Consider the following 23,095-nt stretch of genomic DNA (forward strand, 5'->3'; position numbering starts at 1 on the left):
GGCACGCTGGGTAACATAAATGTGAATTAGACTCGCCTTTTGGCGGTGGTGATGCTGACGCGATCGCCCCGCGCTACCGACAGTGGTTCAGTCCACGGGGAGGCTGCACTGGCGCACGAGGCCGAACGTCAGGACGAACCGGTGGGCGCGCAGCAGTTCGGGCGCTGACGTCGCGGCCGGGGGCCCGCTCGAACGCCGGGTTGTGGACCGCGCGTTCGGTTGGTCTCGTAGTAGCCGAGCGCGGTCCGGAGGCGGCCGTCGCGGTCGGACCAGCCGAGCTTGCGCGCGGCGACGTCGACGGCGCGGAGGAGGTCCGGCAGGTCGCCGTCGAACCCGGCTTGGCGGACGTAGTCCGTCTCGCACGTGATCGTCCAGGGTTCCGGCGCACCGGAGGAGGTGGCGCGGTCGGCTTCGCACACTTCACGGACGCGGGCTTCGGTCCACTGGCCGCCGGGGAGCTCCTGGCTCAGCTGCGCGAGCGGGGTCTCCGCCCACCGGTCGCCGATCTCGCGGTTCGCTCGCGCGGCCGCGGACTGCGCGGCGGCCTCGTACTCGGCTCGTGTGTGCGACGGCCCGCATCCCGTCGTCCCGCTCGCGCACCCGACGAGAACCACCGCACCGAAGACGAAACGCCCCCACGCCATGCGTCCACCATGGCACGGACCGCCGGTCAGGCGTACTGGCGGAGCAACCCGCTCATCGCCGTGGCGTAGCGGCTGATGACAACGTCGGCGACGCGCGGATCGTCGGCCAGCGGCTCCGCGACGAACGCGCGCGGGTCGGCCTCGCGGGCCAGCCGGGCGATCCGGTCCGGCAGCAACCCCGGCGCCAGGAACCACGACGCCACGACCAGGTGCCGCACACCCCGGTCCCGCAACCGGGCCGCCGCCGTGGGGATGTCCGGCTGGGTCGCCGACGCGAACGCCTCGCTCACCGGCACACCCAACCGCGACTCCCACCGCGAAGCCAGCGAGGCGACCACCGCGTTCGCCGAAGCGTTGGACGAGCCGACCGCGCTCAGCAGCACGCCCGTCCCGCGACGGCGCGGCGCGGCGGCCAGCCGGTCCAGGGCCACCGCCTCCAGGGCCGGGTCCGCGCCCAGCACGTCCGACACCTCGACGCGGAAACCCGGGCACTCGGCAACGACCTGCTCGATCAACGCCGGCAGGTCGACGCGGGCGTGGAACGCGCTGCCCAGCAGCAAGGGCACCACGACCGCCGTCCGGTGGCCGGCCGCGTGCACCGACCGCAGCACGTCCGTGAGCCGGGGTTCCGACAGGTCCAAAAAGGACTCGTGCACCGCAAGCCCGGGCGCCTGCGCGCGCACGACGTCGACGAGCGCCCGCACGGTCGCGGCCGAACGGGGGTCGCGGCTGCCGTGCGCGACGGCGACCAGGGGAGGCGTCACGAGAAGCGCTCACCGACCAGGCCGGCGGCGAGCGTGTCGCCGTCCTTCGGGTCGATCACCAGGAACGCGCCGGTGCGCGGGCTGACGCCGTAGTCGTCGACGCTCAGCTCTTCGGCCAGCGTCAGCGTCACCAGCCCGATGTCGTTCAGCTCCAACGCGGCCGGAGCGTCCACACTGGACAGCTGCTGCTCGTCGAACCGCGCGTGCAGCTCGCCGGCCAGCGCCTGGACCGTGCGGGCGCCGTGCTTGACGAGCACCCGCGCCCCGGGCTTCAGCGGCTTCGACGACAGCCAGCACAGCGTGCCGGTGATCTCGTCGGTCACCCGCGGCGGCGCGTCCGCGGCGGCGATCAGGTCACCGCGGGAGATGTCGATGTCGTCGGTGAGCAGCAGCGTCACCGACGTCCCGGCGCCGGCCTCGGCCAGCGGGCCGTCGGCGGTGTCGATCTGCTCGACGCGGCTGCGGATGCCTTGGGGCAGCACGACGATCTCGTCACCCGGGCGCACCGTGCCCGCCGCGATCTGGCCCGCGTAACCGCGGTAGTCCGGGTACTCGGGCGTGCGCGGGCGGATCACGTACTGCACCGGGAAGCGCAGCGCCTGGTCGTGCGGGTCCGGCGCGACCGGCACCTCTTCGAGGTGCTCCAGCAGGCTCGGCCCGGCGTACCACGGCGTCCGCTCCGACCGCGTCGCGACGTTGTCGCCCTCCAGTGCCGACACCGGGATCGCGAGCACCGAACCGCGCTCGTAGCCCAGCGATTCGGCGTGTGTGGCGAACTCCTCGGCGATCACGGTGAACGTCGCCTCGTCGTAGCCGACCAGGTCGATCTTGTTCACCGCCAGCACCAGCTGCGGCACCCCGAGCAGCGCCAGCACCGCCGCGTGCCGCCGGGTCTGCTCGATGACACCCTTGCGCGCGTCGACCAGCAGCACGGCCAGCTGCGCGGTGGACGCGCCGGTCACCGTGTTGCGCGTGTACTGCACGTGCCCCGGGGTGTCGGCCAGCACGAACGACCGCTTCGGCGTCGCGAAGTAGCGGTACGCGACGTCGATGGTGATGCCTTGCTCGCGTTCCGAGCGCAGGCCGTCGACGAGCAGCGACAGGTCCGGTGTGGACAGTCCCTTGTCGACGGACGCGCGGGTGACCGCGTCCAGCTGGTCCGCGAGCACCGACTTGGTGTCGTATAGCAGCCGCCCGACCAGCGTGGACTTGCCGTCGTCGACGCTCCCGGCCGTGGCCAGGCGAAGCAGCGAGCTCATCAGAAGTACCCCTCACGCTTGCGGTCTTCCATGGCCGCCTCGGACATCCGGTCGTCGGCGCGGGTCGCGCCGCGCTCGGTCAGCCGGGACGCCGACACCTCGGCGATGACCTCTTCGACGGTGGCCGCGGTGGATTCGATCGCGCCGGTGCACGAGCCGTCGCCGACCGTCCGGTAGCGCACGGTCCGCTCGGTGACCTCTTCGCCCGGGCGCGGGCCGCCCCACGGGCCTTCGGCCAGCCACATGCCGTCGCGCAGGTACACCTCGCGCTGGTGCGCGTAGTAGATCGACGGCAGCTCGACCTTCTCGCGGGCGATGTAATTCCAGACGTCGGCCTCGGTCCAGTTGGACAGCGGGAAGACGCGGACCTGCTCACCCGGGCGGTGCCGGCCGTTGTAGAGGTTCCACAGCTCGGGCCGCTGCCGCCGCGGCTCCCACTGGCCGAAGGCGTTGCGGAGGCTGAAGATCCGCTCCTTGGCCCGGGCGCGCTCCTCGTCGCGGCGGCCGCCGCCGAACACCGCGTCGAACTTGTTCTCCGCGATGGTGTCCAGCAACGGCGTGGTCTGCAGCGGGTTCCGCATGCCGTCGGCGCGCTCCTCGAGCCGCCCGTCGTCGATCCAGTCCTGGACCTTCGCGACGACCAGGCGCAGCCCGTGCCGCTCGACGACGCGGTCGCGGAACTCGATGACCTCGTCGAAGTTGTGCCCGGTGTCGACGTGCAGCAGCGGGAACGGCACCGGCGCCGGCCAGAACGCCTTGATCGCCAGGTGCAGCAGCAGCGTCGAGTCCTTGCCGCCGGAGAAGAGGATCACCGGGCGGTCGAACTCGCCGGCCACCTCACGGAAGATGTGGATGGCTTCGGATTCCAGAGCGGCCAGGTTGTCCTGTGCCGCGTCGGTCGCGGGCTCCAAGGTCGTCATGCGTCCCTTCCCTCAGCCGTGCAGTCCGCACTCGGTCTTGCTCTGCCCGGCCCAACGGCCGCTGCGCGGGTCCTGGCCCGGCTCCACGCGAGCCGTGCAGGGCGCGCAGCCGATCGACAGGTACCCGATCGAGACCAGCGGGTTCTCCAGGATCGAGTGCTCCTGGATGTAGCCGGTGAACTCGTCGTCGGTCCACGCCGCGATCGGGTTGATCTTCACCAGCCCGTTGCGGTCGTCCCAGGTGACGATCGGGGTGTTCGCGCGGGTCGGCGCGTCGACCCGGCGGACGCCGGTCACCCACGCCGAGTAGTTCGCCAGGGTCTTGCGCAGCGGCACGACCTTGCGCAGGTTGCAGCACAGCGTCGCGTCCCGGTCGTGCAGCTTCGCGCCGTACTCGGCGTCCTGCTCGGCGACGCTCTGCTCGGCCTGGGCGTTGACGATCCGCACGTCCGGGTAGACGGCCTGCACCGCGTCGCGGGTGCCGATCGTCTCGGGGAAGTGGTACCCGGTCTCCAGGAACAGGACGTCCACATCGGACTTCACCTTCGTGGCGAGGTCGATGAGCACGGCGTCCTGCATGTTGGACGCGACGATGAAGTCGTCGCCGAACGTCTCGGTCGTCCAGCGCAGCGCTTCTTCCGCGGTGGCCTCGGCGAGCTCCTTCGAGGCACGCTCGGCGAGGGTCTTGTAGTCGGCTGTGGCGGTCATCGGGACACCTCCGGGAGGGACAGTCCGAGGAACTTCACCGAGAAGACCCGGCGACAGGCGGAACACAGCCAGCCGCCGTTCTCTTCCGGCCGCAGGTCTTCGTCGCCGCAGTACGGGCAGTGGTACGGCACCGCGCGTTCGGTGGAAGTCACTGCAGGGCGCTCTCTTCGGCCCGTGCGGCCCACTGCGGGAACCGCTCGCCGGGTTCGCGCCCGGTCACGTAGTTGCGCACGACGCGTTCGACGTACCCGGTCAGCTCGCCCGAGGTCACCTTGTGGCCGCGCAGCTTCCGGCCGAACCCGGCGTCGAGGCCGAGGCCGCCGCCGAGGTGCACCTGGAAGCCTTCGACCTGGTTGCCCTCGCCGTCGGTGACGATCTGGCCCTTCAGCCCGATGTCCGCGGTCTGGATCCGCGCGCAGGAGTTGGGGCAGCCGTTGAGGTGCACGCTGACCGGCGTGTCGAGGTCCGCCTGGATGTCCGCGAGGGACTTCTCGAGGTCGGCGACGAGCTGGTGCGCGCGGGCCTTCGTCTCGACGATGGCGAGCTTGCAGAACTCCAGCCCGGTGCAGGCCATCACCCCGCGCCGCCATGGCGACGGCTTGGTCTCGAGGCCGATTTCGCTCAGCTCGGCCTCGAGGGAGGGGACCTGCGCTTCGGGGACGTCGAGCACCACGAGCTTCTGCTGCGGGGTGAGCCGCACCCGGTTCGACCCGGCCCGCTCGGCGGCCTTCGCGACCGCGACGAGCGTGGCGCCGGACGAGCGGCCGGCGATCGGCGCCGCGCCGACGTAGAACTTGCCGTCGAACTGCGGGTGCACGCCGACGTGGTCGATCGGCTGGGCGGGCTGTTCGGGCGCCGGGCCGTCGATCAGCTCGCGCTTGAGGTACTCGTCCTGCAGCACCTGGCGGAACTTCTCCGCGCCCCAGTCCTTGACCAGGAACTTGATCCGGGCCCGCGAGCGCAGCCGCCGGTAGCCGTAGTCGCGGAAGATCGAGATGACGCCTTCCCAGACGTCGGGGACCTCGTCGCGCGGCACCCAGGCGCCGAGGCGCTGGCCGAGCATCGGGTTGGTGGACAGGCCGCCGCCGACCCAGAGGTCGAAGCCGGGCCCGTGTTCGGGGTGGTTCACCCCGACGAACGCGATGTCGTGGATCTCGTGCGCGACGTCGGACTGGCCGGAGATCGCGGTCTTGAACTTGCGCGGCAGGTTCGCGTACTCCGGCTTGCCGATGTAGCGGCGCTTGATCTCGTCGATCGCCGGGGTGCCGTCGATCACCTCGTCGGCGGCGATGCCCGCGACCGGCGAGCCGAGGATGACCCGCGGGCTGTCGCCGCAGGCCTCCATCGTGGTCATGCCGGCGTTCTCGAGCTTCGCCCAGATCTTCGGGACGTCTTCGATCCGGATCCAGTGGTACTGGATGTTCTGCCGGTCGGTGATGTCGGCGGTGTCGCGCGCGTAGTCCTGCGAGATTTCGCCGAGTGCGGTGAGCTGGCCGGTGGTCAGCGCACCGCCGTCGAGCCGGACCCGCAGCATGAAGTAGCGGTCGTCGAGCTCTTCGGGCTCCAGCGTCGCGGTGCGGCCGCCGTCGATGCCCGGCTTGCGCTGGGTGTAGAGGCCGAACCAGCGGAACCGGCCGCGCAGGTCGCCCGGGTCGATCGCGTCGAAGCCGCGGTGGGCGTAGATGTTCTCGATCCGCGCCCGCACGTTGAGCGGGTGGTCGTCCTTCTTCGACCGCTCGTTCGGGTTCAGCGGCTCCCGGTATCCGAGCGCCCACTGCCCTTCGCCGCGCTTCTGCTTGACGCGCGCGGGGCGGGCGGGGGTCTGGGGCGTGGCCATGGCGGCGTCCTCCGAGAGGCTCTTCGTGGCGGCGGAGGGCCACCGGCTCGCGGGGGCTTCTCCGGCGCCGGCTGTCCAGGTTCGTGGCAGGTGGTGGCGATCGGTCAGTCAGCGAACGGGTGCGCAGAGGGCGCTGGCGACCCGCAGGAGGTCGACGTGGCGGCGGGCCACGAGGAGAACACCGGCATGAGTCACAGCGTCAGCGTGCCACGCGTCCACAATGTGGTCCAGGGCTGACCGCATGCTGGGAGAAGCGTCACCTGCCTGCGCAAACAGTGTCAACCACCGCCCTTGCGCAGTTCAAACCACTACGTCTAAAGTACTACGAGCTCAGTGGTTCGGAGGAAGGAATCCAGGGGATGCAGGTCAAGGGTTTCGGGGCGGGGTACCTGGTCGACGACGTCGCCGCGACCACCCGCTTCTACGCGGACGTCGTCGGGCTGCCGGTCACGGTCGAGCTCGACTGGTTCGCGAGCATCAACGCCGGGGCGCCCGGCTACGAGATCAGCTTCGTCCAGCGCGGTCACGAGTCGGTCCCGCCGGCCTACCGCGCGAGCGAGACGGCCGGGCTGATGTTCGGGCTCGTCGTCGACGACGCCGCGGCCGAGGCGAAGCGGCTGGTGGACGCGGGGGTCGAGCTCGTCACCCCGGTCGTCGACGAGGTCTACGGGCAGCGGCACTTCTACTTCGCCGATCCCAACGGCGTTCTGCTCGACGTCATCGAGATGATCGCGCCGGACCCGGACTGGGCGGCGGCGAACCTCCCGGCGTCGTAGGGGACAATCCGGGGGTGCCCGTACTGCGTTCCGACCCCGCCACCTCGATCGATCCGGCCTTGCCGGAAAGCGCGCTGAAGGGGCTCGGCAGCAGAGCGTTCGGGGTCTACGTGCACGTCCCGTTCTGCGCGACACGCTGCGGTTACTGCGACTTCAACACCTACACCGCGGGAGAGCTCGACTCGGGCTCGTCGCCGCAGTCCTGGCTCGACGGGCTGCGGCGCGAGCTGGAGCTCGCCGCGAAAGTCCTGGTCGTGCCGCCCGCCGCCGACACCGTGTTCGTCGGCGGTGGCACCCCGTCGCTGCTCGGCGCCGACGGCCTGCGCTCGGTGCTCGACGCCGTCCGCGACGTCTTCGGGCTCGCCCCGGGCGCCGAGGTGACCACGGAGTCGAACCCCGAGTCGACGTCGCCGGAGTTCTTCGCCGGCATCCGGGACGCGGGGTACACGCGCGTGTCGCTCGGCATGCAGTCGGCCGCGCAGCACGTGCTGAAGATCCTCGACCGCGTGCACACCCCGGGCCGGCCGGGCAAGGCCGCCGCCGAGGCCCGCGCGGCCGGGTTCGAGCACGTGAACCTCGACGTGATCTACGGCACGCCCGGCGAGCGCCCCGACGACCTGCTCGCGACGCTCGACGCCGTGCTGGCCGCGGGGGTCGACCACGTGTCGGCGTACGCGCTGATCGTCGAGGAGGGCACGGCGCTGGCCCGCCGCGTGCGCCGCGGCGAGCTGCCCGCGCCGGACGACGACGTGCTGGCCGCGGACTACGAGATGATCGACGCGGCGCTGTCGGCGGCCGGGCTGCGCTGGTACGAGGTGTCGAACTGGGCGGCGTCCGACGCGGCCCGCTGCCGGCACAACCTCGGCTACTGGCGCGGTGACGACTGGTGGGGCGCCGGGCCGGGCGCGCACAGCCACGTCGGCGGCGTGCGCTGGTGGAACGTCAAGCACCCGGCGCGCTACACCTCGTTGCTCGCCGCCGGCGAATCGCCCGCGGGCGGGCGTGAGGTGCTCACCGAAGACGACCAGCACCTCGAGCGGATCATGCTCGAACTCCGCGTCGCCGAAGGGCTTCCGCTCGACGTGCTCGACGAGCCGGGGCTGGTCGAAGCGCGGGCGGCCGCGGCCGAAGGCCTGCTCGACCCGTCCGCTTTGGACTCGCGGGGCCGCGCGGTGCTCACCGACCGCGGACGGCTCCTCGCGGACGGCGTCGTCCGCCGCCTGGCCGGCTGACGGGATTAAAACCGGGAACCCGGTCGTTGCTTGTATTCAGCAACGACTTAGAGGAGGGCCCATGGCGCGCGCGATCAGGTTCGACGAGTACGGCGACGTGGACGTCCTGCGGGTCGCGGAGGTGCCGCGGCCGGCGCCGGGGCCCGGGCAGGTGCTCGTCGAGGTGCGCGCCGCCGGGATCAACCCCGGTGAGGCCGCCATCCGCCAGGGGTTGATGCACGAGCGCTTCCCGGCGACGTTCCCGTCCGGCCAGGGCAGCGACTTCGCCGGCGTGGTCGCCGAGCTCGGCGACGGCGTCGAGGAGATCCAGGTCGGCGACGAGGTCATCGGGTTCGTTGAGACGCGCTCGAGCCACGCGGACTTCGTCGTGGCCGAGGCGGAGAACCTGACCCCGCGCCCGGACGGCGTCGAGTGGGAGGTCGCCGGATCGCTCTTCGTCGCCGGGACCACCGCGTACGCCGCGGTGCGCGCGGTCTGCCCGCGCGAGGGCGAGACCATCGTCGTGTCGGGCGCGGCGGGCGGCGTCGGATCCCTGGTGGTGCAGCTGGCGAAGCTGTCCGGCGCGACGGTGATCGGCCTCGCCGGGGAGGCGAACCACGACTGGCTGCGCGAGTTCGACGTGCTCCCGGTGGCCTACGGCGACGGTGCGCTGGAGCGGATCCGGGCCGTCGCGCCCGACGGCGTGCACGCGTTCATCGACACCTTCGGCTCCGGATACGTGGAACTGGCCCTGCACCTGGGCATCCACCCCGGGCGTATCAACACGGTCATCGACTTCGCGGCGGCCCAGAAGTACAACGTGAAGACCGAGGGCAACGCCGCGGCGTCGTCGGCGGAAGTGCTGCGCGAGCTGAGCCTGCTGGCGGCCAAGGGGCTGCTGGAGGTGCCGGTCGCCGCCGTCTACCCGCTCGCCGACGTGCGGGACGCCTACCGTGAGCTGGAGAAGCGGCACACGCGCGGCAAGATCGTGCTGCGCCCCTAGTTCTTCGCCGCGAGGACCTTCAGACCGGCCAGGTACGTCTCGAGGGCGAACTCGAGGCGTTCCTGCGCCGTCTCCGCGGAGAAGAACTCGCCGATGTGCAGCATGTTCGGGAAGGCTTCGGGCGGCAGTGACCGCATGTAGGCCACCATCTGCTCGCCGCGTTTCGCCGTCTCGGCCTCGTCGATGTCGCCCCAGGTCCAGCCGCTCGCTTCGTAGGCGTACGCCTTGGCGTACAACGACAACGCGTCACCCGCGAAGGTCGCCTGCCGGAGCGTCAGGCCGCCCGCGCGCAGCAGGGCCAGCATCGCCTCGCCCTGACGCAGCGAGCTGGGGGTGACCGGCACCGCGATGTCCCACGCGACGCGGGCGATCCCGGGGTGGGCGACCATCACCCGGATCTGGTCGCGGACCAGCTCCTTCACCTGCTCGTCCCAGCGCGCCGGGTCCGGCTCCGGCAGCGCGGCTTCGGCGAGCACGGCGTCGAGCATCAGCTCCGCCAGCTCGTCCTTGTTGGCCACGTGCGCGTAGAGCGACGCGGGCCCTGTCTCCAGTTCCTGGGCGACCCGTCGCATGGTCACCGCCTCGAGCCCCTCCTCGGCGAGGATCCCCAGCGCCGTCTTCACGATCAGGTCCTGGGAGAGCGCGGGCTTCGCGGCGCGACGACGGGGGGCGCTGCGCCACGGCGGCGGGGGAACGGTCACACGAACACTGTACTTGACGCGAACGTCGTTCGTAAGTAGAACTGTGTTCGTCGAACGAACGCCGTTCGCGAAAGGGGACTTCTCATGACCACGACCACCGCCGAAGCCGACGTCCGCGCCGTGCTGGGCCGGCTCACCGACGCGTGGAACGCCGCCGACGCCACCGCGTACGGGCGGCTCTTCACCGAAGACGCGGACTACATCACCTTCTTCGGGATGAACTTCCCGGGCCGGGACGCGATCGAAAGCTCGCACCGCGCCCTGTTCGAAGGGCCGCTCAAGGGCTCGAAGCTGACCGGGCAGCTCGGCGTCACGGCGAAGGTGCGGTTCGTCCGCCCGGACGTCGCCGTCGTCGTGGTGGGCGGCGGCTCTTCGCTCAACGGCTCCGACACCGCCGACGAAGGCCGGGAATCCACGGTCAGCTTCGTGCTCGTCGAGGAGGACGGCGAGTGGCTGATCACGGCGTTCCAGAACACGCGCGTCTCGGATCCGCGCGGGTGAAAACGCTTGCGAAGGCCTCGGGGGTCGTCGCACGGCCGCCGGCGGAGGTGTTCGAAGCGGTGCGGCGCCGGGTGACCGGAGGCGGTCACCCGATGAAGACCGAAGTGGACCCCGAGCGCGGGTTCGTCGCGGTGCAGGGCGGCTGGTGGTACCGCGGCGAATACCGCGTCACGCCGGATCCCGCGGGCGCCCGGGTCGAGCACCGGGTCGTCAACGCGGCTTCGTGGTGGCGCTGGGGAGTGCCGCTGGCGAACCGGTTCTTCGTCGGGTTCCGGGCGAAGACGGCTGCCGGTTTTGCCCGGATGCTGGAAGAACTGGGTTCGGGCGGGTAGGCGTCGGCCGTCCGGGGCGCGTAGGGTGACTTAGGTAAGCCTTAGTACGAGCGAGGAGTTGGCCGATGGCCGAAGCACCCCGGCGGTCCGGACGGCCCGCGGTGAAACTGCGCGTGCTGCGCACCGAGCGGCTCACCCCGCACATGCTCCGGATCGTCGCGGGCGGTGAGGGCATCGCCGACTTCACCCCCAACACGTTCACCGACGCCTACGTGAAGGTGCTGTTCAAGGTCCCGGGGGTCGAGTACCCGGAGCCGTTCGACGTCCAGGAGTGCCGGGCCACGCTGCCGCGGGAGCACTGGCCGCGGATGCGCTCCTACACCGTCCGGGCGTTCGACCCGCAGGCCGGCGAGCTCGTCTTCGACTTCGTGCACCACGGTGACGAAGGCATCGCCGGCCCGTGGGCCGCCGCGGCGCAGCCGGGTGACGAGCTGCTGCTCTCCGGTCCCGGTGGCGCGTACGCGCCGGGTTCCGAGGCGGACTGGCACCTGCTGGCCGGCGACGAAAGCGCGTTGCCCGCGATCGCGGCGTCGCTCGAAGCGCTCCCGGCCGGCTCCGTGGCCCACGCCGTGATCCTGGTCGAGGACGCGGCGGAGGAGCAGGAACTGCTCACGAAGGCGGACGCGCAGATCACGTGGCTGCACCGCTCCGCCGGGGACGACGTCGCCGAGGCGGTGCGGGCGCTGCCGTGGCGCGACGGCGTCGTGCAGGCGTTCGTACACGGCGAAGCGGGCTTCGTGCGCGAGCTGCGCCGGTACCTGCTCGACGAGCGCGGGGTGCGGCGCGAGCTGCTGTCCATTTCGGGCTACTGGCGGCTGGGCAAGAACGACGAAGCCTGGCGCGAGGAGAAAGCGGCCGAGCGGGCGCGGGAGAAGTAACCTCGCGGCATGGCAGAACTCAAGGTGGACGTCGACCCGGCCGAAGCCGGGTTCGACGCGGCGCGGCTTTCGCGGCTGGACACGCATTTCGACCGGTACGTCGAGGATGGACGGTTGCCGGGCTGGCTCGCGGTGGTGAGCAGGCACGGCCGGATCGTGCACGTCGGCAGCGGCGGCCACCGCGACGTCGAAGCCGGGGCGCCGGTGGAGACCGACACGCTGTGGCGCATCTTCTCGATGACCAAGCCGGTCACCTCGGTCGCGGCGATGATCCTCGCCGAAGAGGGCCTGCTGGAGCTGGACGACCCGATCTCGCGGTGGCTGCCGGAGTTCGCTTCGCCGCAGGTGTTCGTGAAGGGGTCTTCGCTCAGGCCGCTGACCGAGCCCGCCACGTCGCCGATCCGGGTGTGGCACCTGCTGACGCACACGGCGGGCCTGACGTACGGCTTCCACCACGGCCACCCGGTGGACGCGATGTACCGCGCGGCGGGCTTCGAGTGGGGCACGCCGCCGGGCCTGGACCTGGCCGCGTGCTCCGAACAGTGGGCGAAGCTGCCGCTGCTGTTCCAGCCTGGGAGCGAATGGAACTACTCGATCGCGTCGGACGTGCTCGGCCGCCTGGTCGAGGTGGTGTCCGGGCTGCCGTTGGACGAGTTCTTCGCGACGCGCATCTTCACGCCGTTGGGCATGACGGACACGGGCTTCTGGACGTCTGCCCCGGACCGCCTGGCGGCGTTGTACATCCCGGACCCCGCGACGGGCCGCGCGACCCGGAACGAGGCGTTCGGCAGCCTGGGCAAGTCCCGCCCGGACTGCTTGTCCGGCGGCGGAGGCCTGGTGTCGTCAGCGGCGGACTACTGGCGGTTCACGGAGATGCTGCTGCGCGGCGGAGCTCTCGACGACGTCCGCCTGCTGTCCCCGCGGACCGTGTCGTTGATGGCCAGCAACCACTTGCCGGGCCACGTCGATCTGGAGTCCTTCGGGCGCCCGCTGTTCGCGGAGATGCCGTTCGACGGGCACGGGTTCGGGCTCGGGTTTTCGGTGCTGGAGGACCCGGTGAAGGCCAGGACGCTGTCGTCGGCGGGGGAGTTCGCTTGGGGCGGGGCGGCTTCCACCGCGTTCTGGGTGGATCCGGATGAGGATCTGACCGTGGGGTTTTATACGCAGCTGTTGCCTTCGAGTACTTATCGGTTGCGGTCGCAGCTGAGGCAGCTGGTTTACCAGGCGCTGGTGGACTGAGCGGCGTCGGCGCCGCGGTGAGATACCTCGTCGCGGCGCCGCGTCCGGCCTCCAGTCGCCGCCGCGCGCGGAAGCCGCCCCGCTCTCGCGCCCATTGGTTCTCGAGGCCCGTCATGGACTCCGCTCGAAAAACGAAAACCCCGAAGCCCGCCTCACCTGTTCCGCGGCGACGTGCGCCGGCGCGGCCGGGTGGTCGGCCAACCTGACCTCCGCCTCCGCCACTCCCTCCGCGATCACCTTGCGCCCCCGGGCGAAGTCCAGCAGTTCCGACACCGGCCGGTTGTCCGCCGAAAACACCGCAGTGAACCGGTCGAACCCCCGCTCCAGTGCCGCCAGCCCCAGCATGTGCAGCATTGCCGATGCCAACCCCACCCGGCGCCAGGCCGGGGCCACCGCCACCGCTATCTCCGCCACCCTTCGGCCCGTTGCCTCGTAACGCGCTATCGCCACGCCCGGGCCTTCCTCGCTGCGGGCCACCAGGGCGAACCGGCGCTCGTAGTCCAGGACCGTCAGGCGCTCCAGGAGCTGGGGCGTCACCCTGGGCGCTGTGCCGCAGAAGCGGCGGCGCAGCGTCTCCGGGTCGGCCGTGCGGATCGCTTCGCCCAGCTCCGGCGCGTCCTGCGGGGTGAGGGGGCGGACCCGCACGCGGCGGCCGTCGCGGAGGAGGAGCGTTCGGTCGAATCCCGGCGGCGGCTGCGTCACCGGGTCACCCTAGCGGCTGCCCTTTCGGGCAGTGCGGACTTCCGCCGGACGAGTACGTTGGGAACAAAGGGGTTTCCGGGGGGAAGGGCGGCCATGCGGCGGATCGGGATCGTCGGAGCGGGGCAAGCGGGACTGGTCCTCGCCATCGGGTTGCGGCAACGGGGTTACGACGTCACCGTGTTCGCCGAACGTCCCGCCGCCGAGGTGCGGGCGGGGCGGCTCGTCTCGAACCAGTGCCTCTTCCACCCCGCGCTCGAACGCGAGCGTGAGCTCGGCATCAACTTCTGGGACGCCGACGCGCCGCCGGTGCGGGAGGTCGCCTTCGCGGCCGCCGGGGAGACCGGGGATCCGGCCATCTCCTGGCGGGTCGCGCTCGACCGGCCGGCGCAGTCGGTCGACCAGCGCGTCAAGGTCTCCGACTGGCTGGCCGAGTTCGAACGCCTCGGCGGCGACCTGCGGATCCGCCGGGTGAGCCCGGCCGAGCTCGACGAGTGCGCCCGCGAGTTCGAGCTGCTCGTGGTCGCCGCCGGGCGCGGGCCGCAGTTCGACGCGCTCTTCCCGCGGGACGACGAGCGTTCGCCCTACCGCGAGCCGCAGCGCGCGATCGGTGTGTGCTACGTCGCCGGGCCGGTGGACGCCGTTCCCGGGCTCACCTTCGGGATGTCGCAGGTGGGCGAGTTCTTCCTGCTGCCGGTGTTCTCGGTCCACGGCTCGGTCCACGGCCTCGGCTTCTTCGGCGTGCCCGGCGGTCCGCTCGACGTCTGGGACGGCGTCACCGACGTCGAGCAGCACCACGAGACGGCCCGGAAACTGCTGCGCACCCACTACCCGTGGCAGGCCGGCTTGCTCGACCACACACAGCCGGCGGCGCCGGGCGACCTGCTGCACGGCCGGATCACGCCGGTCGTGCGCCACCCCGTGGGCACGCTGCCGTCCGGGGCGAAGGTCCTTGCGATGGGTGACACCGCGGTGACCAACGACCCGGTCGGCGGCCAGGGCGCCAACATGGCCGCCCGCGCGGCCCGGGCGTACCAGGAGGCGATCGTCGACCACGCCGACCGGCCGTTCGACGAAGAGTTCATGTACGGCACCTTCGCCCGCTACTGGCGGCACGCCCGGCACGCGACGCTGTTCACCAACGACCTGCTGGCCCCGCCGGCCGACCACGTGCTGGCCACTTTGGACACCGCGCAACGGGTTCCCGAAGTGGCGCACCGGTTCGCGCACCTCTTCGAGAACCCCGCCGACTACGAGGGCTGGCTCGCCGACCCCCGGGCGTCGTACGGGTTCCTCGAAGAGGCGACGGCCCGGCTCGTCGCGACGCGCTAGCCGAACGGGCCGTGGTCCGGGGCGCAGACCGTGCCCCGGGCCGGCACCGAACCGGCGACGAAGTAGCGGTCCAGCCACCCGTCCACGCACGCGCTCTTGCCGCGCGAGCCGTGGCCGTACGTGTCGAGGCTCAGCAGCCGCGCGTTGCCCAGGAGCCGTTCCGTCCGCTGTGCCCCCGCGTACGGCGTTTCCAGGTCACCCTGGCGGTTGGCGAGGAGCAGGATCGGGGCGGTCGGGCGGTTCCACGGCCCGGTGTAACGACCGGGATCCGCGACGTCCCAGGTTGCGCAGGGGAGCGTCTTGTAGACGTCGTACGGGCCGAAGCCGCGCCCGACCTGGTCCGCGCGCCGGGCGTAGTCCCGCCAGACCGCCGGGTCGCGCGGGTTCGCCGCGTCCGAGCACAGGGTCGCGCCGCCGCCCAGCAGCGAGTCGACGTCCGGCGGGCCGCCCGCGACGACCGGCGCCCGGGAAGCCGGATCCGCCAGCGCCCGCAGGTACGCCGCCAGCTGCGGCGCGGCCTGGGCGTCGGTCAGGTAGGTGTGGATCTGGCCGATCGCGCTCTGGTAGGTGACGGTCACCTGCTTGCCCGAGGTGTCCGTCACCGTGATCGGGCCGCGCTGGAGGCGGTCCAGGATCGCGGTGTAGTCGAAGGCACAGCGTGACGCACAAGCGTCCAAAAAGGACTTGATCGAGCGGGGGCCGTCTTCGAAGCCGCCGAGCCGGTAGCTCATCGGCCCGGGGCCGGTCGCCCAGCGCGACGGGTCGTCGACGGCGTCCAGCGCGAGGGTGCCGACCCGGCCAGGGAACAGGTTCGCGTACGTCTCGCCGATGTAGGTGCCGTACGACTTCCCGTAGAACCGCAGCTTGCTCTCGCCGAACGCCGCCCGCAGGCGGTCGAGGTCCCGTGCGATCGTGCCGGTGGACAGGTGGTTCGCGAGCGGCCCGGCGTTCTGCTCGCACAGGTCGGTCACCGTCCGAGTGTCCGCGATCTGCTGCTGTTCGGCGTCACGGGTCAGCGGGAACGTGCCGAGCGCGCGCTGCAGCACTTCGAGCTGCGAGGGATCGGTGAAACAGTGGATCTTCGAGCTCGCCCCGACGCCGCGCGGGTCGATCCCGACGATGTCGAAGCGCGCGTGCAGCTGCGGGGTGAGCGCCGGGGCGAAGCGCCCGGACGAGCCGGGGCCGCCGGGGTTGTAGAAGATCGTGCCCAGCTTGTGGGCCTGGTCGGTGGCCGGGAGGCGGCCGACCGCGATGGTCACCGTCCCGGCGGACGGATCCTGGTAGGACAGCGGGACGTCGAGGTGGCCGCACTGGTAGCCGGCGGCACAGGTGTCTTCCCAGACGATTCCGGCGGGGCTCGCCGACGCCGCGGGTGCGCTCAACGCCACCACGCCCGCCGCGGCCCCCAGAGCCAGCGCAGCACGGAGTTTCGGAGATTTCATGCGCCGATCGTCCCGCCGCCGGGACCGGGGGCGCGCTGGTGCGCACCCCCGGAACCGGGGTAGGGCGAGCCCTACGCGGTCAGCTTCGGGATGATCTGCGACCCGTAGGACGCCAGGGTGGCCTCGCGGTCGTCGTGCATCAGGTATAGCGAGAACTGGTCCACGCCCAGCTCGGCCAGCTCCTGCAGCCGGGCGATGTGCGCCGACGGCGGGCCGAGCAGGCAGAACCGGTCGACGATCTCGTCCGGGACGAACTCCGTCGAAGGGTTGCCCGCCTTCCCATGGTGGCTGTAGTCGTAGCCCTCCCGCTCGCGGATGTAGTCCGTCAGCTCCTTCGGCACCGCACCGGAAGAGCCGTAACGCGCGACTAGGTCCGCGACGTGGTTGCCGACCATCCCGCCGAACCAGCGCAGCTGTTCCCGCTGGTGCGGCAGGTCTTCGCCGACGTACGCCGGGGCCGCGACGCAGATCGTGATCCCGCCCGGGTCGCGGCCGGCCGCCCGCGCGGCGTCGCGGACCGCGCCGATCGTCCAGCGGGCGATCGCCGGGTCCGCGCACTGGAGGATGAAGCCGTCGGCGTGCTCGCCGACCGTCTTCAGCGCCTTCGGCCCGTACCCGGCCATCCACATTTCCAGGCGGCCGTTGCGGATCCACGGGATCTGCACGGTCTTCTCGTTCATCGTCACCGCGCGGCCTTCGGCGAGGTCCTTCACGACCTGCATGCAGTCGCGCACGGTGGCCAAAGTGGACGGCGGCTTCCCGACGACCCGGTGCGCGGAGTCGCCGCGGCCGATGCCGCAGACCGTCCGGTTGCCGTACATGTCGTTGAGCGTCGCGAACGTCGACGCCATCACCGACCAGTCCCGCGTGCCCGGGCTGGTCACCATCGGCCCCACGACCAGCGACGACGTCGCCGCGAGGATCGCCGAGTAGATGACAAACGGCTCCTGCCACAGCACGCAGGAGTCGAACGTCCAGCCGTAGCGGAACCCGGCGGCCTCGGCGTCCTTCATCAGCCGCACCACGTCCCGCGCGGGCGGGTCCGTCTGCAGCACGATCCCGAAGTCCATGGCCCGCTCCTAGTTCAGGTACTGGTTCAGCTCGCGGGACAGGAACTTGCCGTGGGACGTCGACCCCGTGAACCCGTCGGGCGAGACGACCACGCGCCCACGCGAAAGCACCGTGTGCACGCGGCCGGTCAGCTCGAACCCTTCGTACGCCGAGTAGTCCACGTTCATGTGGTGCGTCTCGGCCGACAGGGTCTGCTTCGCCGACGGGTCGTAGACGACGATGTCCGCGTCCGAACCCGCCGCGATGACACCCTTGCGCGGGTACAGCCCGAACATCCGCGCCGGTGTCGCCGAGCACGTCTCGACCCAGCGCCCGAGCGTCAGCTCACCGGCGACGACACCCTGGTGCAGCAGGTCCATCCGGTGCTCGACCCCCGGCATCCCGTTCGGGATCGCCCGGAAGTCGCCCCGGCCCAGCTCCTTCTGGTCCTTGAAGCAGAATGGGCAGTGGTCGGTCGACACCACGGACAGGTCGTTGGTCCGCAGCCCGCGCCACAGGTCGGCCTGATGCGACTTCTCCCGCAGCGGCGGCGAAGCAACGTACTTCGCGCCCTCGAAGTCGGGCTTCGCCAGGTCCTCAATGGACAGGTAGAGGTACTGCGGGCACGTCTCGGCGAAGACGTTCTGGCCGTCGTTGCGCGCTTCCGCCACCGCCGCCAGCGCTTGCGACGCCGACAGATGCACGATGTACAACGGCGAACCGGTCACCTTCGCGAGCTGGATCGCCCGCGACGTCGCTTCTCCTTCCAGTTCCGGGGGCCGGGTGAGGCCGTGCTGCACGGGATCGATGTTGCCCGCTTCGAACGCCTGCGCCGCCAGCTGGTCGATCGCGATGCCGTTCTCTGCGTGCATCATGATCGTAGCGCCGATTTCCCGCGCTTTTTGCATCGCCAGCAGGATTTCCCCGTCCGTGGAGTAGAACACCCCCGGGTACGCCATGAACATCTTGAAGCTGCCGACCCCGCCGTCGACGCAGGCCTCCATCTCCTTCAACGACTGGTCGTTGACGTCGGAGACGATCATGTGGAAGCCGTAGTCGATCGCGCAGTTGCCGTCGGCCTTGGCGTGCCACTTGTCCAAAGTGGACAGCAGCGACGTCCCCTTGGCCTGCACGGCGAAGTCGATGATCGTGGTCGTCCCGCCCCACGCGGCCGCCGTGGTGCCGGTCGAGAACGTGTCGACCGAATGCGTGCCGCCGAAGGGCATCTCCATGTGCGTGTGCGCGTCGATGCCGCCGGGCAGCACGTACTTGCCGGTGGCGTCGATCGTCTCGTCGCCGGCCAGCGTCCCGGGCGCCCCGACGGCGGCGATCGTCTCGCCGTCGACGAGGACGTCGGCCAGGAGCGCGCCCGACGGTGAAACGACCTGACCACCCTTGATGAGCGTGGTCATCAGGCCTCCGTGAGGGGGCCGTAGGTGTCCGGCCGGCGGTCGCGGTAGAACGCCCACAGGTCCCGGACCTCGTCGAGCAGCGTCATGTCGAGGTCGCGGATGACGACCTCGTCGTCGGTGTCGGACGCGGCGTCGCCGATCAGCTGGCCGCGCGGGTCGGCGAAGTACGTCTGGCCGTAGAAGTCGTTGTCGCCCAGCGGTTCCACGCCGACGCGGTTGATCGCGCCGACGAAGTACTCGTTCGCCACCGCGGCCGCCGGCTGTTCCAGCCGCCAGAGGTACTGCGACAGCCCGCGGCTGGTCGCCGACGGGTTGAACACGATCTTCGCCCCGGCCAGGCCCAGTGCGCGCCAACCCTCGGGGAAGTGCCGCTCGTAGCAGATGTAGACGCCGATGCGGCCCACGGCGGTGTCGAACACCGGGTAGCCCAGGTTGCCGGGCCGGAAGTAGAACTTCTCCCAGAAGCCCTTGACCTGCGGGATGTGGTTCTTCCGGTGCTTGCCCAGGTACGTCCCGTCGGCGTCGATCACCGCGGCGGTGTTGTAGTAGACGCCCGGCTGCTCGACCTCGTACATCGGCACGACCAGCACCACGCCGTGGCGCTCGGCGACCTCCTGCATGAGCTTGGTCGTCGGCCCGTCCGGGATGCCCTCGGTGTAGGAGTAGAACTCGGTGTCCTGCACCTGGCAGAAGTAGGGGCCGTAGAACAGCTCCTGCAGGCAGACGACCTGGGCGCCCTGCGAGGCGGCGGTGGCGATGTGGTCGACCGCCGCCTTGATCATGGACTCCTTGTCACCCGTCCACCGCTGCTGGATCAATCCGGCTCGGACCGTGGTCACTGGCTACCTCCTTGGTCGTGGAACGGGACAGGGCGGCGAAGACGACGAGCGCGCCGACGAAGCCGACCACCCAGTTGTAGTCGTAAAGCGGCTTGAGGAACGGGATCAGCCCGCCGTCGGGGAACGGCCCGCCATACGCGCCGCCGACCGCGAGGACGGCTCCCACCAGCGTCGCGACCAGCGCGCGCCAGTTCCAGCCGCCGCTGAACCAATACACCCCATCGGGTGTGTAGAGGTCCTTCAGCTTGAGCTGGGTGCGGGCGATCACCCAGTAGCCCGCGACGAGCACACCGGCGACCGCGCCGAGCAGGCCGCCGTAGAAGCCGAGCCACGCGAAGATGTAGATGTTCGGGTCGGAGTAGAGGCGCCACGGCTGGATCAGGATGCCGATGACCCCGGTGATGCCGCCGCCGACCGCGAACGTGATCTTCTTCGGGAAGGCGTTCGAGAAGTCGTAGGACGGGCTCACGACGTTGGCCGCCAGGTTCGCCGAGATCGTGGCGAGCACCAGCGCGACCAGCGCGACGACGACCACGACCGGGCTGGTGAACTTGTCGGCCAGCTGCGCCGGGTCCCAGATGTCCTCGCCGTAGAGGACGTGCCCGCCGGACGTGGTCAGGATGGCGACGATCGCGATGAACGTCATCGTCGTCGGCAGGCCGAGGATCTGGCCGCGGACCTGCTTGCGCTGGCTGCCGCCGAAGCGCGTGAAGTCCGGCATGTTGAGCGAGAGCGTCGACCAGAACGCGATCATCGCCATCAGCGACGGCGCGAACACCTTCCAGAAGTCCGGGCCCCAGCCGAGCTTGCCGCCGTCGGACAGGATCGGGCCGAGCCCGCCCGCCTTGACCAGCACGTACCCGAGCATGATCAGGAAGCCGACGGACACCAGCGGCGCCGTCCAGTTCTCGAACCGGCGGACCGCCTCCATGCCGCGCCAGATGATCAGCATCTGGCCGATCCAGAAGACCACGAAGGACAGCCACAGCGTCCAGTGCTGCCCGGCGACCACCGGCGCGTCCCGCCACCACGAACCGAGCAGGCGCCCGAGGATGACGTAGATGGCCTCGCCGCCGACCCAGGTCTGGATGCCGAACCAGCCGCACGCGATGAACGCGCGCAGCAGCGCGGCCAGGTTGGCGCCGCGCAGGCCGTAGAACGCGCGGGCGAACACCGGGAACGGGATGCCGTACTTCGTGCCCGCGTGACTGTTGAGCAGCATCGGCGCGAGCACGACCAGGTTGCCGATCGTGATCGTGATGAGCGCCTGCACCCAGTTCATGCCGAGCGCGATCAGCGACGCGGCCAGGGCGTAGCTGGGGATGTTGTGGGCCATCCCCATCCAGAGCGCGAAGTAGTTGTAGGTGGTCCAGGTCCGCTTTGCGACGGGGACGGGGGCCAGCTCTTCGTTGAAGAACCGGCTGCCTTCGAGAGACCCGGCGTCGGCGGGGTCGAGCTCGACCCGGCCGTCGTCGTGCACGCGCTGGTCTGCGGGTGTCGGCGCCATTGCGGCATCCTGCGCGCCTGGTCATCGCCGGGGCAACGGCAGACTGTTCACTCTTCCCTGATCAGGAGTGCAGTCTGTCGATTGCGCGAACGGGCGTCGAAGTGCATGACCTGCGTCACACATCCGCTCGTCACGAACCGGAAAAGCGGGTGAAACGTCTCCACAGGATCTCCACACTTCACGCGAACCGTCTCCACCGGGGGTGCTTAAGGTCGTGACCATGGAACCGGGAGCAAGACGGGTGCTGGTCGTCGAGGACGACGTCACCATCGCCGCGTCGATCACGGCCCGGCTGCGGGCCGAAGGGTTCACCGTGGACGTCGCCCACGACGGGCCGGCCGCGGTCGAGGCGGAAGCGGCCGCGGAGCCCGACCTCGTCGTGCTGGACGTGATGCTCCCGGGGTTCGACGGCCTGGAGGTCTGCCGCCGGATCCAGGGGCGGCGGCCGGTGCCCGTGCTCATGCTGACCGCGCGGGCCGACGAGACGGACATGCTGGTCGGGCTGGGGGTCGGCGCCGACGACTACCTCACGAAGCCGTTCTCGATGCGGGTGCTCACGGCGCGGGTGCACGCGCTGCTGCGGCGGGTCGAGCGGTCTTCGTCCGGGCACGGCGCCCGGATCGTGCTCGGCGACCTCGAGATCGACGTCGACCAGCGGCGCGTCGCGCGGGCGGGGGTGGCGGCGCAGCTGACCCCGATCGAGTTCGACCTGCTGGTGCACTTCGCGCGGCGGCCGCGGGTCGTGCAGCCGCGGGAACGGCTGCTGTCGGAGGTGTGGGACTGGGACGTCCACGGCACCTCCGCGGGGACGCGGGCGGTGGACAGCCACATCAAGGCGCTGCGGCGGAAGCTCGGCGCCGACCTCATCCGCACGGTGCACGGTGTCGGCTACGCGTTGGAGGCGTGATCGTGAACCTCGTTCCGCGGCCGCTGGACCGGATCCGGTCGATCAAGCTGAAGCTGGCGATCCTGATGGTCGCCTCGGGCGGCGTCGCGTTCGCGTTCTTCAACTGGCAGATCGGCTGGCTGCCACCGCGGACCACGATCACGGCGATGGTGCTGGCCCTGGTGTTGTCGCAGGTCCTGGCCCACGGGATGACGCGGCCGCTGCGCGAGATGACGGCGGCGGCGCGCGCGATGGCCAAGGGCGACTACACGCGGCGCATCCGCGCGACAACCCGCGACGAGGTGGGGACGCTGGCCCGCGCGTTCAACCAGATGGCCGGCGACCTCGGCGACGCGGACCGGCAGCGCCGTGAGCTGGTGGCGAACGTGTCGCACGAGCTGCGCACACCGATCACGGCGTTGAGCGGAGTGCTCGAGAACCTCGTCGACGGCGTCGAGGACCCGGACCCGGCGACGCTGAAGACGGCGCTGCAGCAGACCGAGCGTCTGGCGACGCTGGTGGACGAGCTGCTGGACCTGTCGCGCCTGGACGCGGGGGCGATCCCGCTGCACAAGACGACGTTCCCGGTGGCGGAGCTGCTGTCGGAGGCGGTGTCCGAGGCCGCGTTGGTGCGCGGGGTGAGCTTCGAGGTGTCGGTGTCCCCGCCGGACGCGACGGTGTTCGCGGACCGCGGCCGGCTGTTCCAGGTGGTGGCGAACCTCCTGGAGAACGCGGCCCGCCACGGCCCGGCGGGCGGTTCGGTGCGCGTGACGGCGGAGGTGCGCCCGGGCGAGGTGCGCATCGAGGTGTGCGACGAGGGCCCGGGCATCGCCCCGGCCGATCGGGTCCGGGTGTTCGAGCGCTTCACGCGCGGCGAGCGTCCGACCGGGGGTGGGACGGGGTTGGGGCTGGCGATAGCTCGGTGGGCCGTGGATCTGCACGGCGGGACCATCGGGGTCGTGGATTCGGCGCCGGGGTGCCGGATCCGGGTGAGCCTTCCGACGGTTTAGCCCTGCCACGGCTGTCGTGGGGGGGTTGGGGGGGTTTGGCCCCCCCCCCCCCCCCCCCCCCCCCCCCCGGGGGGGAAGAGTGTGTTGGGGGGGTGTTGTCCCCCCCCCCGCGGGCACCCCACACAAGGCCAAAAACCAACAAAAC

At 71.0% G+C, this 23,095-nt stretch carries 25 protein-coding genes; 10 read left to right on the forward strand and 15 right to left on the reverse strand.

Features of this window, described 5'->3' with window-relative positions:
- Positions 1-128 precede the first annotated feature (128 nt).
- From ACZ63E_RS06420 to ACZ63E_RS06455, 8 genes are all read right to left on the reverse strand, one after another.
- Entirely contained in the window at positions 129-644 is a 516-nt protein-coding gene (locus ACZ63E_RS06420; RefSeq protein WP_465334843.1) for a hypothetical protein, read from the reverse strand.
- Between the two features lie 26 nt (positions 645-670).
- Entirely contained in the window at positions 671-1,408 is a 738-nt protein-coding gene (locus tag ACZ63E_RS06425) for a sirohydrochlorin chelatase (protein WP_465334845.1), read from the reverse strand.
- Complete coding sequence (locus ACZ63E_RS06430; RefSeq protein ID WP_465334847.1) at positions 1,405-2,667, reverse strand: sulfate adenylyltransferase subunit 1; 1,263 nt, start codon at positions 2,665-2,667, stop codon at positions 1,405-1,407. The genes ACZ63E_RS06425 and ACZ63E_RS06430 overlap by 4 nt, the downstream gene beginning before the upstream one ends.
- Positions 2,667-3,587: a sulfate adenylyltransferase subunit CysD gene (gene cysD / locus ACZ63E_RS06435; RefSeq protein WP_465334849.1), complete on the reverse strand. Its 921-nt coding sequence runs from the start codon at positions 3,585-3,587 to the stop codon at positions 2,667-2,669. Before cysD ends, ACZ63E_RS06430 begins: the two co-directional genes overlap by 1 nt.
- 12 nt (positions 3,588-3,599) lie before the next feature.
- A complete protein-coding gene (locus tag ACZ63E_RS06440) occupies positions 3,600-4,295 on the reverse strand; it encodes a phosphoadenylyl-sulfate reductase (RefSeq protein WP_465309471.1) in 696 nt (231 codons plus the stop codon).
- Positions 4,292-4,447: an Insertion element protein gene (locus ACZ63E_RS06445; RefSeq protein ID WP_155545716.1), complete on the reverse strand. Its 156-nt coding sequence runs from the start codon at positions 4,445-4,447 to the stop codon at positions 4,292-4,294. The genes ACZ63E_RS06440 and ACZ63E_RS06445 overlap by 4 nt, the downstream gene beginning before the upstream one ends.
- Positions 4,444-6,132 carry a nitrite/sulfite reductase gene (locus ACZ63E_RS06450; RefSeq protein WP_465334851.1) on the reverse strand — a complete coding sequence of 563 codons (1,689 nt, stop codon included), beginning with the start codon at positions 6,130-6,132 and terminating at the stop codon, positions 4,444-4,446. The genes ACZ63E_RS06445 and ACZ63E_RS06450 overlap by 4 nt, the downstream gene beginning before the upstream one ends.
- A 108-nt stretch (positions 6,133-6,240) precedes the next feature.
- On the reverse strand, positions 6,241-6,375 hold the full coding sequence (locus ACZ63E_RS06455) for a putative leader peptide (protein WP_465334853.1): 135 nt from the start codon (positions 6,373-6,375) through the stop codon (positions 6,241-6,243).
- A 116-nt stretch (positions 6,376-6,491) separates the two neighbouring features.
- Between ACZ63E_RS06455 and ACZ63E_RS06460 the strand changes: the two genes are divergently transcribed.
- The 3 genes from ACZ63E_RS06460 (at position 6,492) to ACZ63E_RS06470 (ending at position 9,122) form a co-directional block, all read left to right on the forward strand.
- The gene (locus tag ACZ63E_RS06460; protein WP_465334855.1) at positions 6,492-6,908 is read left to right on the forward strand and encodes a VOC family protein; all 417 of its coding nucleotides are present in this window, start codon (positions 6,492-6,494) and stop codon (positions 6,906-6,908) included.
- Positions 6,909-6,931: 23 nt separating this feature from the next.
- A complete protein-coding gene (hemW, locus tag ACZ63E_RS06465) occupies positions 6,932-8,140 on the forward strand; it encodes a radical SAM family heme chaperone HemW (protein WP_465335503.1) in 1,209 nt (402 codons plus the stop codon).
- Positions 8,141-8,201: 61 nt separating this feature from the next.
- Positions 8,202-9,122, forward strand: a complete 921-nt coding sequence (locus ACZ63E_RS06470; RefSeq protein ID WP_465334857.1) for an NADP-dependent oxidoreductase — start codon at positions 8,202-8,204, stop codon at positions 9,120-9,122.
- Here the strand turns inward: ACZ63E_RS06470 and ACZ63E_RS06475 are convergent.
- Positions 9,119-9,823 (reverse strand): TetR/AcrR family transcriptional regulator, encoded by a 705-nt coding sequence (locus ACZ63E_RS06475; RefSeq protein ID WP_465309484.1) that lies wholly within the window; start codon positions 9,821-9,823, stop codon positions 9,119-9,121. The two genes, ACZ63E_RS06470 and ACZ63E_RS06475, sit on opposite strands and share 4 nt — an antisense overlap.
- A gap of 84 nt (positions 9,824-9,907) precedes the next feature.
- Here ACZ63E_RS06475 and ACZ63E_RS06480 point away from each other — a divergent pair, with 84 nt between their 5' ends.
- The 4 genes from ACZ63E_RS06480 (at position 9,908) to ACZ63E_RS06495 (ending at position 12,773) form a co-directional block, all read left to right on the forward strand.
- Entirely contained in the window at positions 9,908-10,324 is a 417-nt protein-coding gene (locus ACZ63E_RS06480; protein ID WP_465334859.1) for an SgcJ/EcaC family oxidoreductase, read from the forward strand.
- Positions 10,325-10,416: 92 nt separating this feature from the next.
- Entirely contained in the window at positions 10,417-10,656 is a 240-nt protein-coding gene (locus tag ACZ63E_RS06485) for a hypothetical protein (protein ID WP_465334861.1), read from the forward strand.
- A 65-nt stretch (positions 10,657-10,721) separates the two neighbouring features.
- Entirely contained in the window at positions 10,722-11,534 is an 813-nt protein-coding gene (locus ACZ63E_RS06490; RefSeq protein ID WP_465334863.1) for a siderophore-interacting protein, read from the forward strand.
- 9 nt (positions 11,535-11,543) lie between these two features.
- Positions 11,544-12,773, forward strand: a complete 1,230-nt coding sequence (locus tag ACZ63E_RS06495; protein ID WP_465334865.1) for a serine hydrolase domain-containing protein — start codon at positions 11,544-11,546, stop codon at positions 12,771-12,773.
- A gap of 111 nt (positions 12,774-12,884) precedes the next feature.
- Here ACZ63E_RS06495 and ACZ63E_RS06500 read toward each other — a convergent pair whose 3' ends face one another.
- The gene (locus ACZ63E_RS06500; RefSeq protein WP_465334867.1) at positions 12,885-13,475 is read right to left on the reverse strand and encodes a GNAT family N-acetyltransferase; all 591 of its coding nucleotides are present in this window, start codon (positions 13,473-13,475) and stop codon (positions 12,885-12,887) included.
- A 93-nt stretch (positions 13,476-13,568) separates the two neighbouring features.
- Between ACZ63E_RS06500 and ACZ63E_RS06505 the strand changes: the two genes are divergently transcribed.
- The gene (locus ACZ63E_RS06505) at positions 13,569-14,804 is read left to right on the forward strand and encodes a styrene monooxygenase/indole monooxygenase family protein (RefSeq protein WP_465334869.1); all 1,236 of its coding nucleotides are present in this window, start codon (positions 13,569-13,571) and stop codon (positions 14,802-14,804) included.
- On the opposite strand, the gene ACZ63E_RS06510 is transcribed toward ACZ63E_RS06505, so the two are convergent.
- The 5 genes from ACZ63E_RS06510 to ACZ63E_RS06530 form a co-directional block, all read right to left on the reverse strand.
- The gene (locus ACZ63E_RS06510; RefSeq protein WP_465334871.1) at positions 14,801-16,246 is read right to left on the reverse strand and encodes an alpha/beta hydrolase; all 1,446 of its coding nucleotides are present in this window, start codon (positions 16,244-16,246) and stop codon (positions 14,801-14,803) included. The genes ACZ63E_RS06505 and ACZ63E_RS06510 overlap by 4 nt on opposite strands.
- A 71-nt stretch (positions 16,247-16,317) precedes the next feature.
- Entirely contained in the window at positions 16,318-17,316 is a 999-nt protein-coding gene (locus ACZ63E_RS06515; RefSeq protein WP_465334873.1) for a TIGR03842 family LLM class F420-dependent oxidoreductase, read from the reverse strand.
- Between the two features lie 9 nt (positions 17,317-17,325).
- Positions 17,326-18,708 (reverse strand): dihydropyrimidinase, encoded by a 1,383-nt coding sequence (gene hydA / locus ACZ63E_RS06520; RefSeq protein ID WP_465334875.1) that lies wholly within the window; start codon positions 18,706-18,708, stop codon positions 17,326-17,328.
- Entirely contained in the window at positions 18,708-19,490 is a 783-nt protein-coding gene (locus ACZ63E_RS06525) for a nitrilase-related carbon-nitrogen hydrolase (protein WP_465335504.1), read from the reverse strand. Before ACZ63E_RS06525 ends, hydA begins: the two co-directional genes overlap by 1 nt.
- 10 nt (positions 19,491-19,500) lie before the next feature.
- Entirely contained in the window at positions 19,501-21,054 is a 1,554-nt protein-coding gene (locus tag ACZ63E_RS06530) for an NCS1 family nucleobase:cation symporter-1 (protein WP_465334877.1), read from the reverse strand.
- Positions 21,055-21,274: 220 nt separating this feature from the next.
- Here ACZ63E_RS06530 and ACZ63E_RS06535 point away from each other — a divergent pair, with 220 nt between their 5' ends.
- Positions 21,275-21,961, forward strand: a complete 687-nt coding sequence (locus ACZ63E_RS06535; protein ID WP_465309506.1) for a response regulator transcription factor — start codon at positions 21,275-21,277, stop codon at positions 21,959-21,961.
- A gap of 2 nt (positions 21,962-21,963) precedes the next feature.
- On the forward strand, positions 21,964-22,950 hold the full coding sequence (locus ACZ63E_RS06540) for a HAMP domain-containing sensor histidine kinase (protein WP_465334879.1): 987 nt from the start codon (positions 21,964-21,966) through the stop codon (positions 22,948-22,950).
- The last annotated feature ends 145 nt before the right edge of the window (positions 22,951-23,095 follow it).

Source organism: Amycolatopsis sp. NPDC104819 (assembly GCF_055583145.1).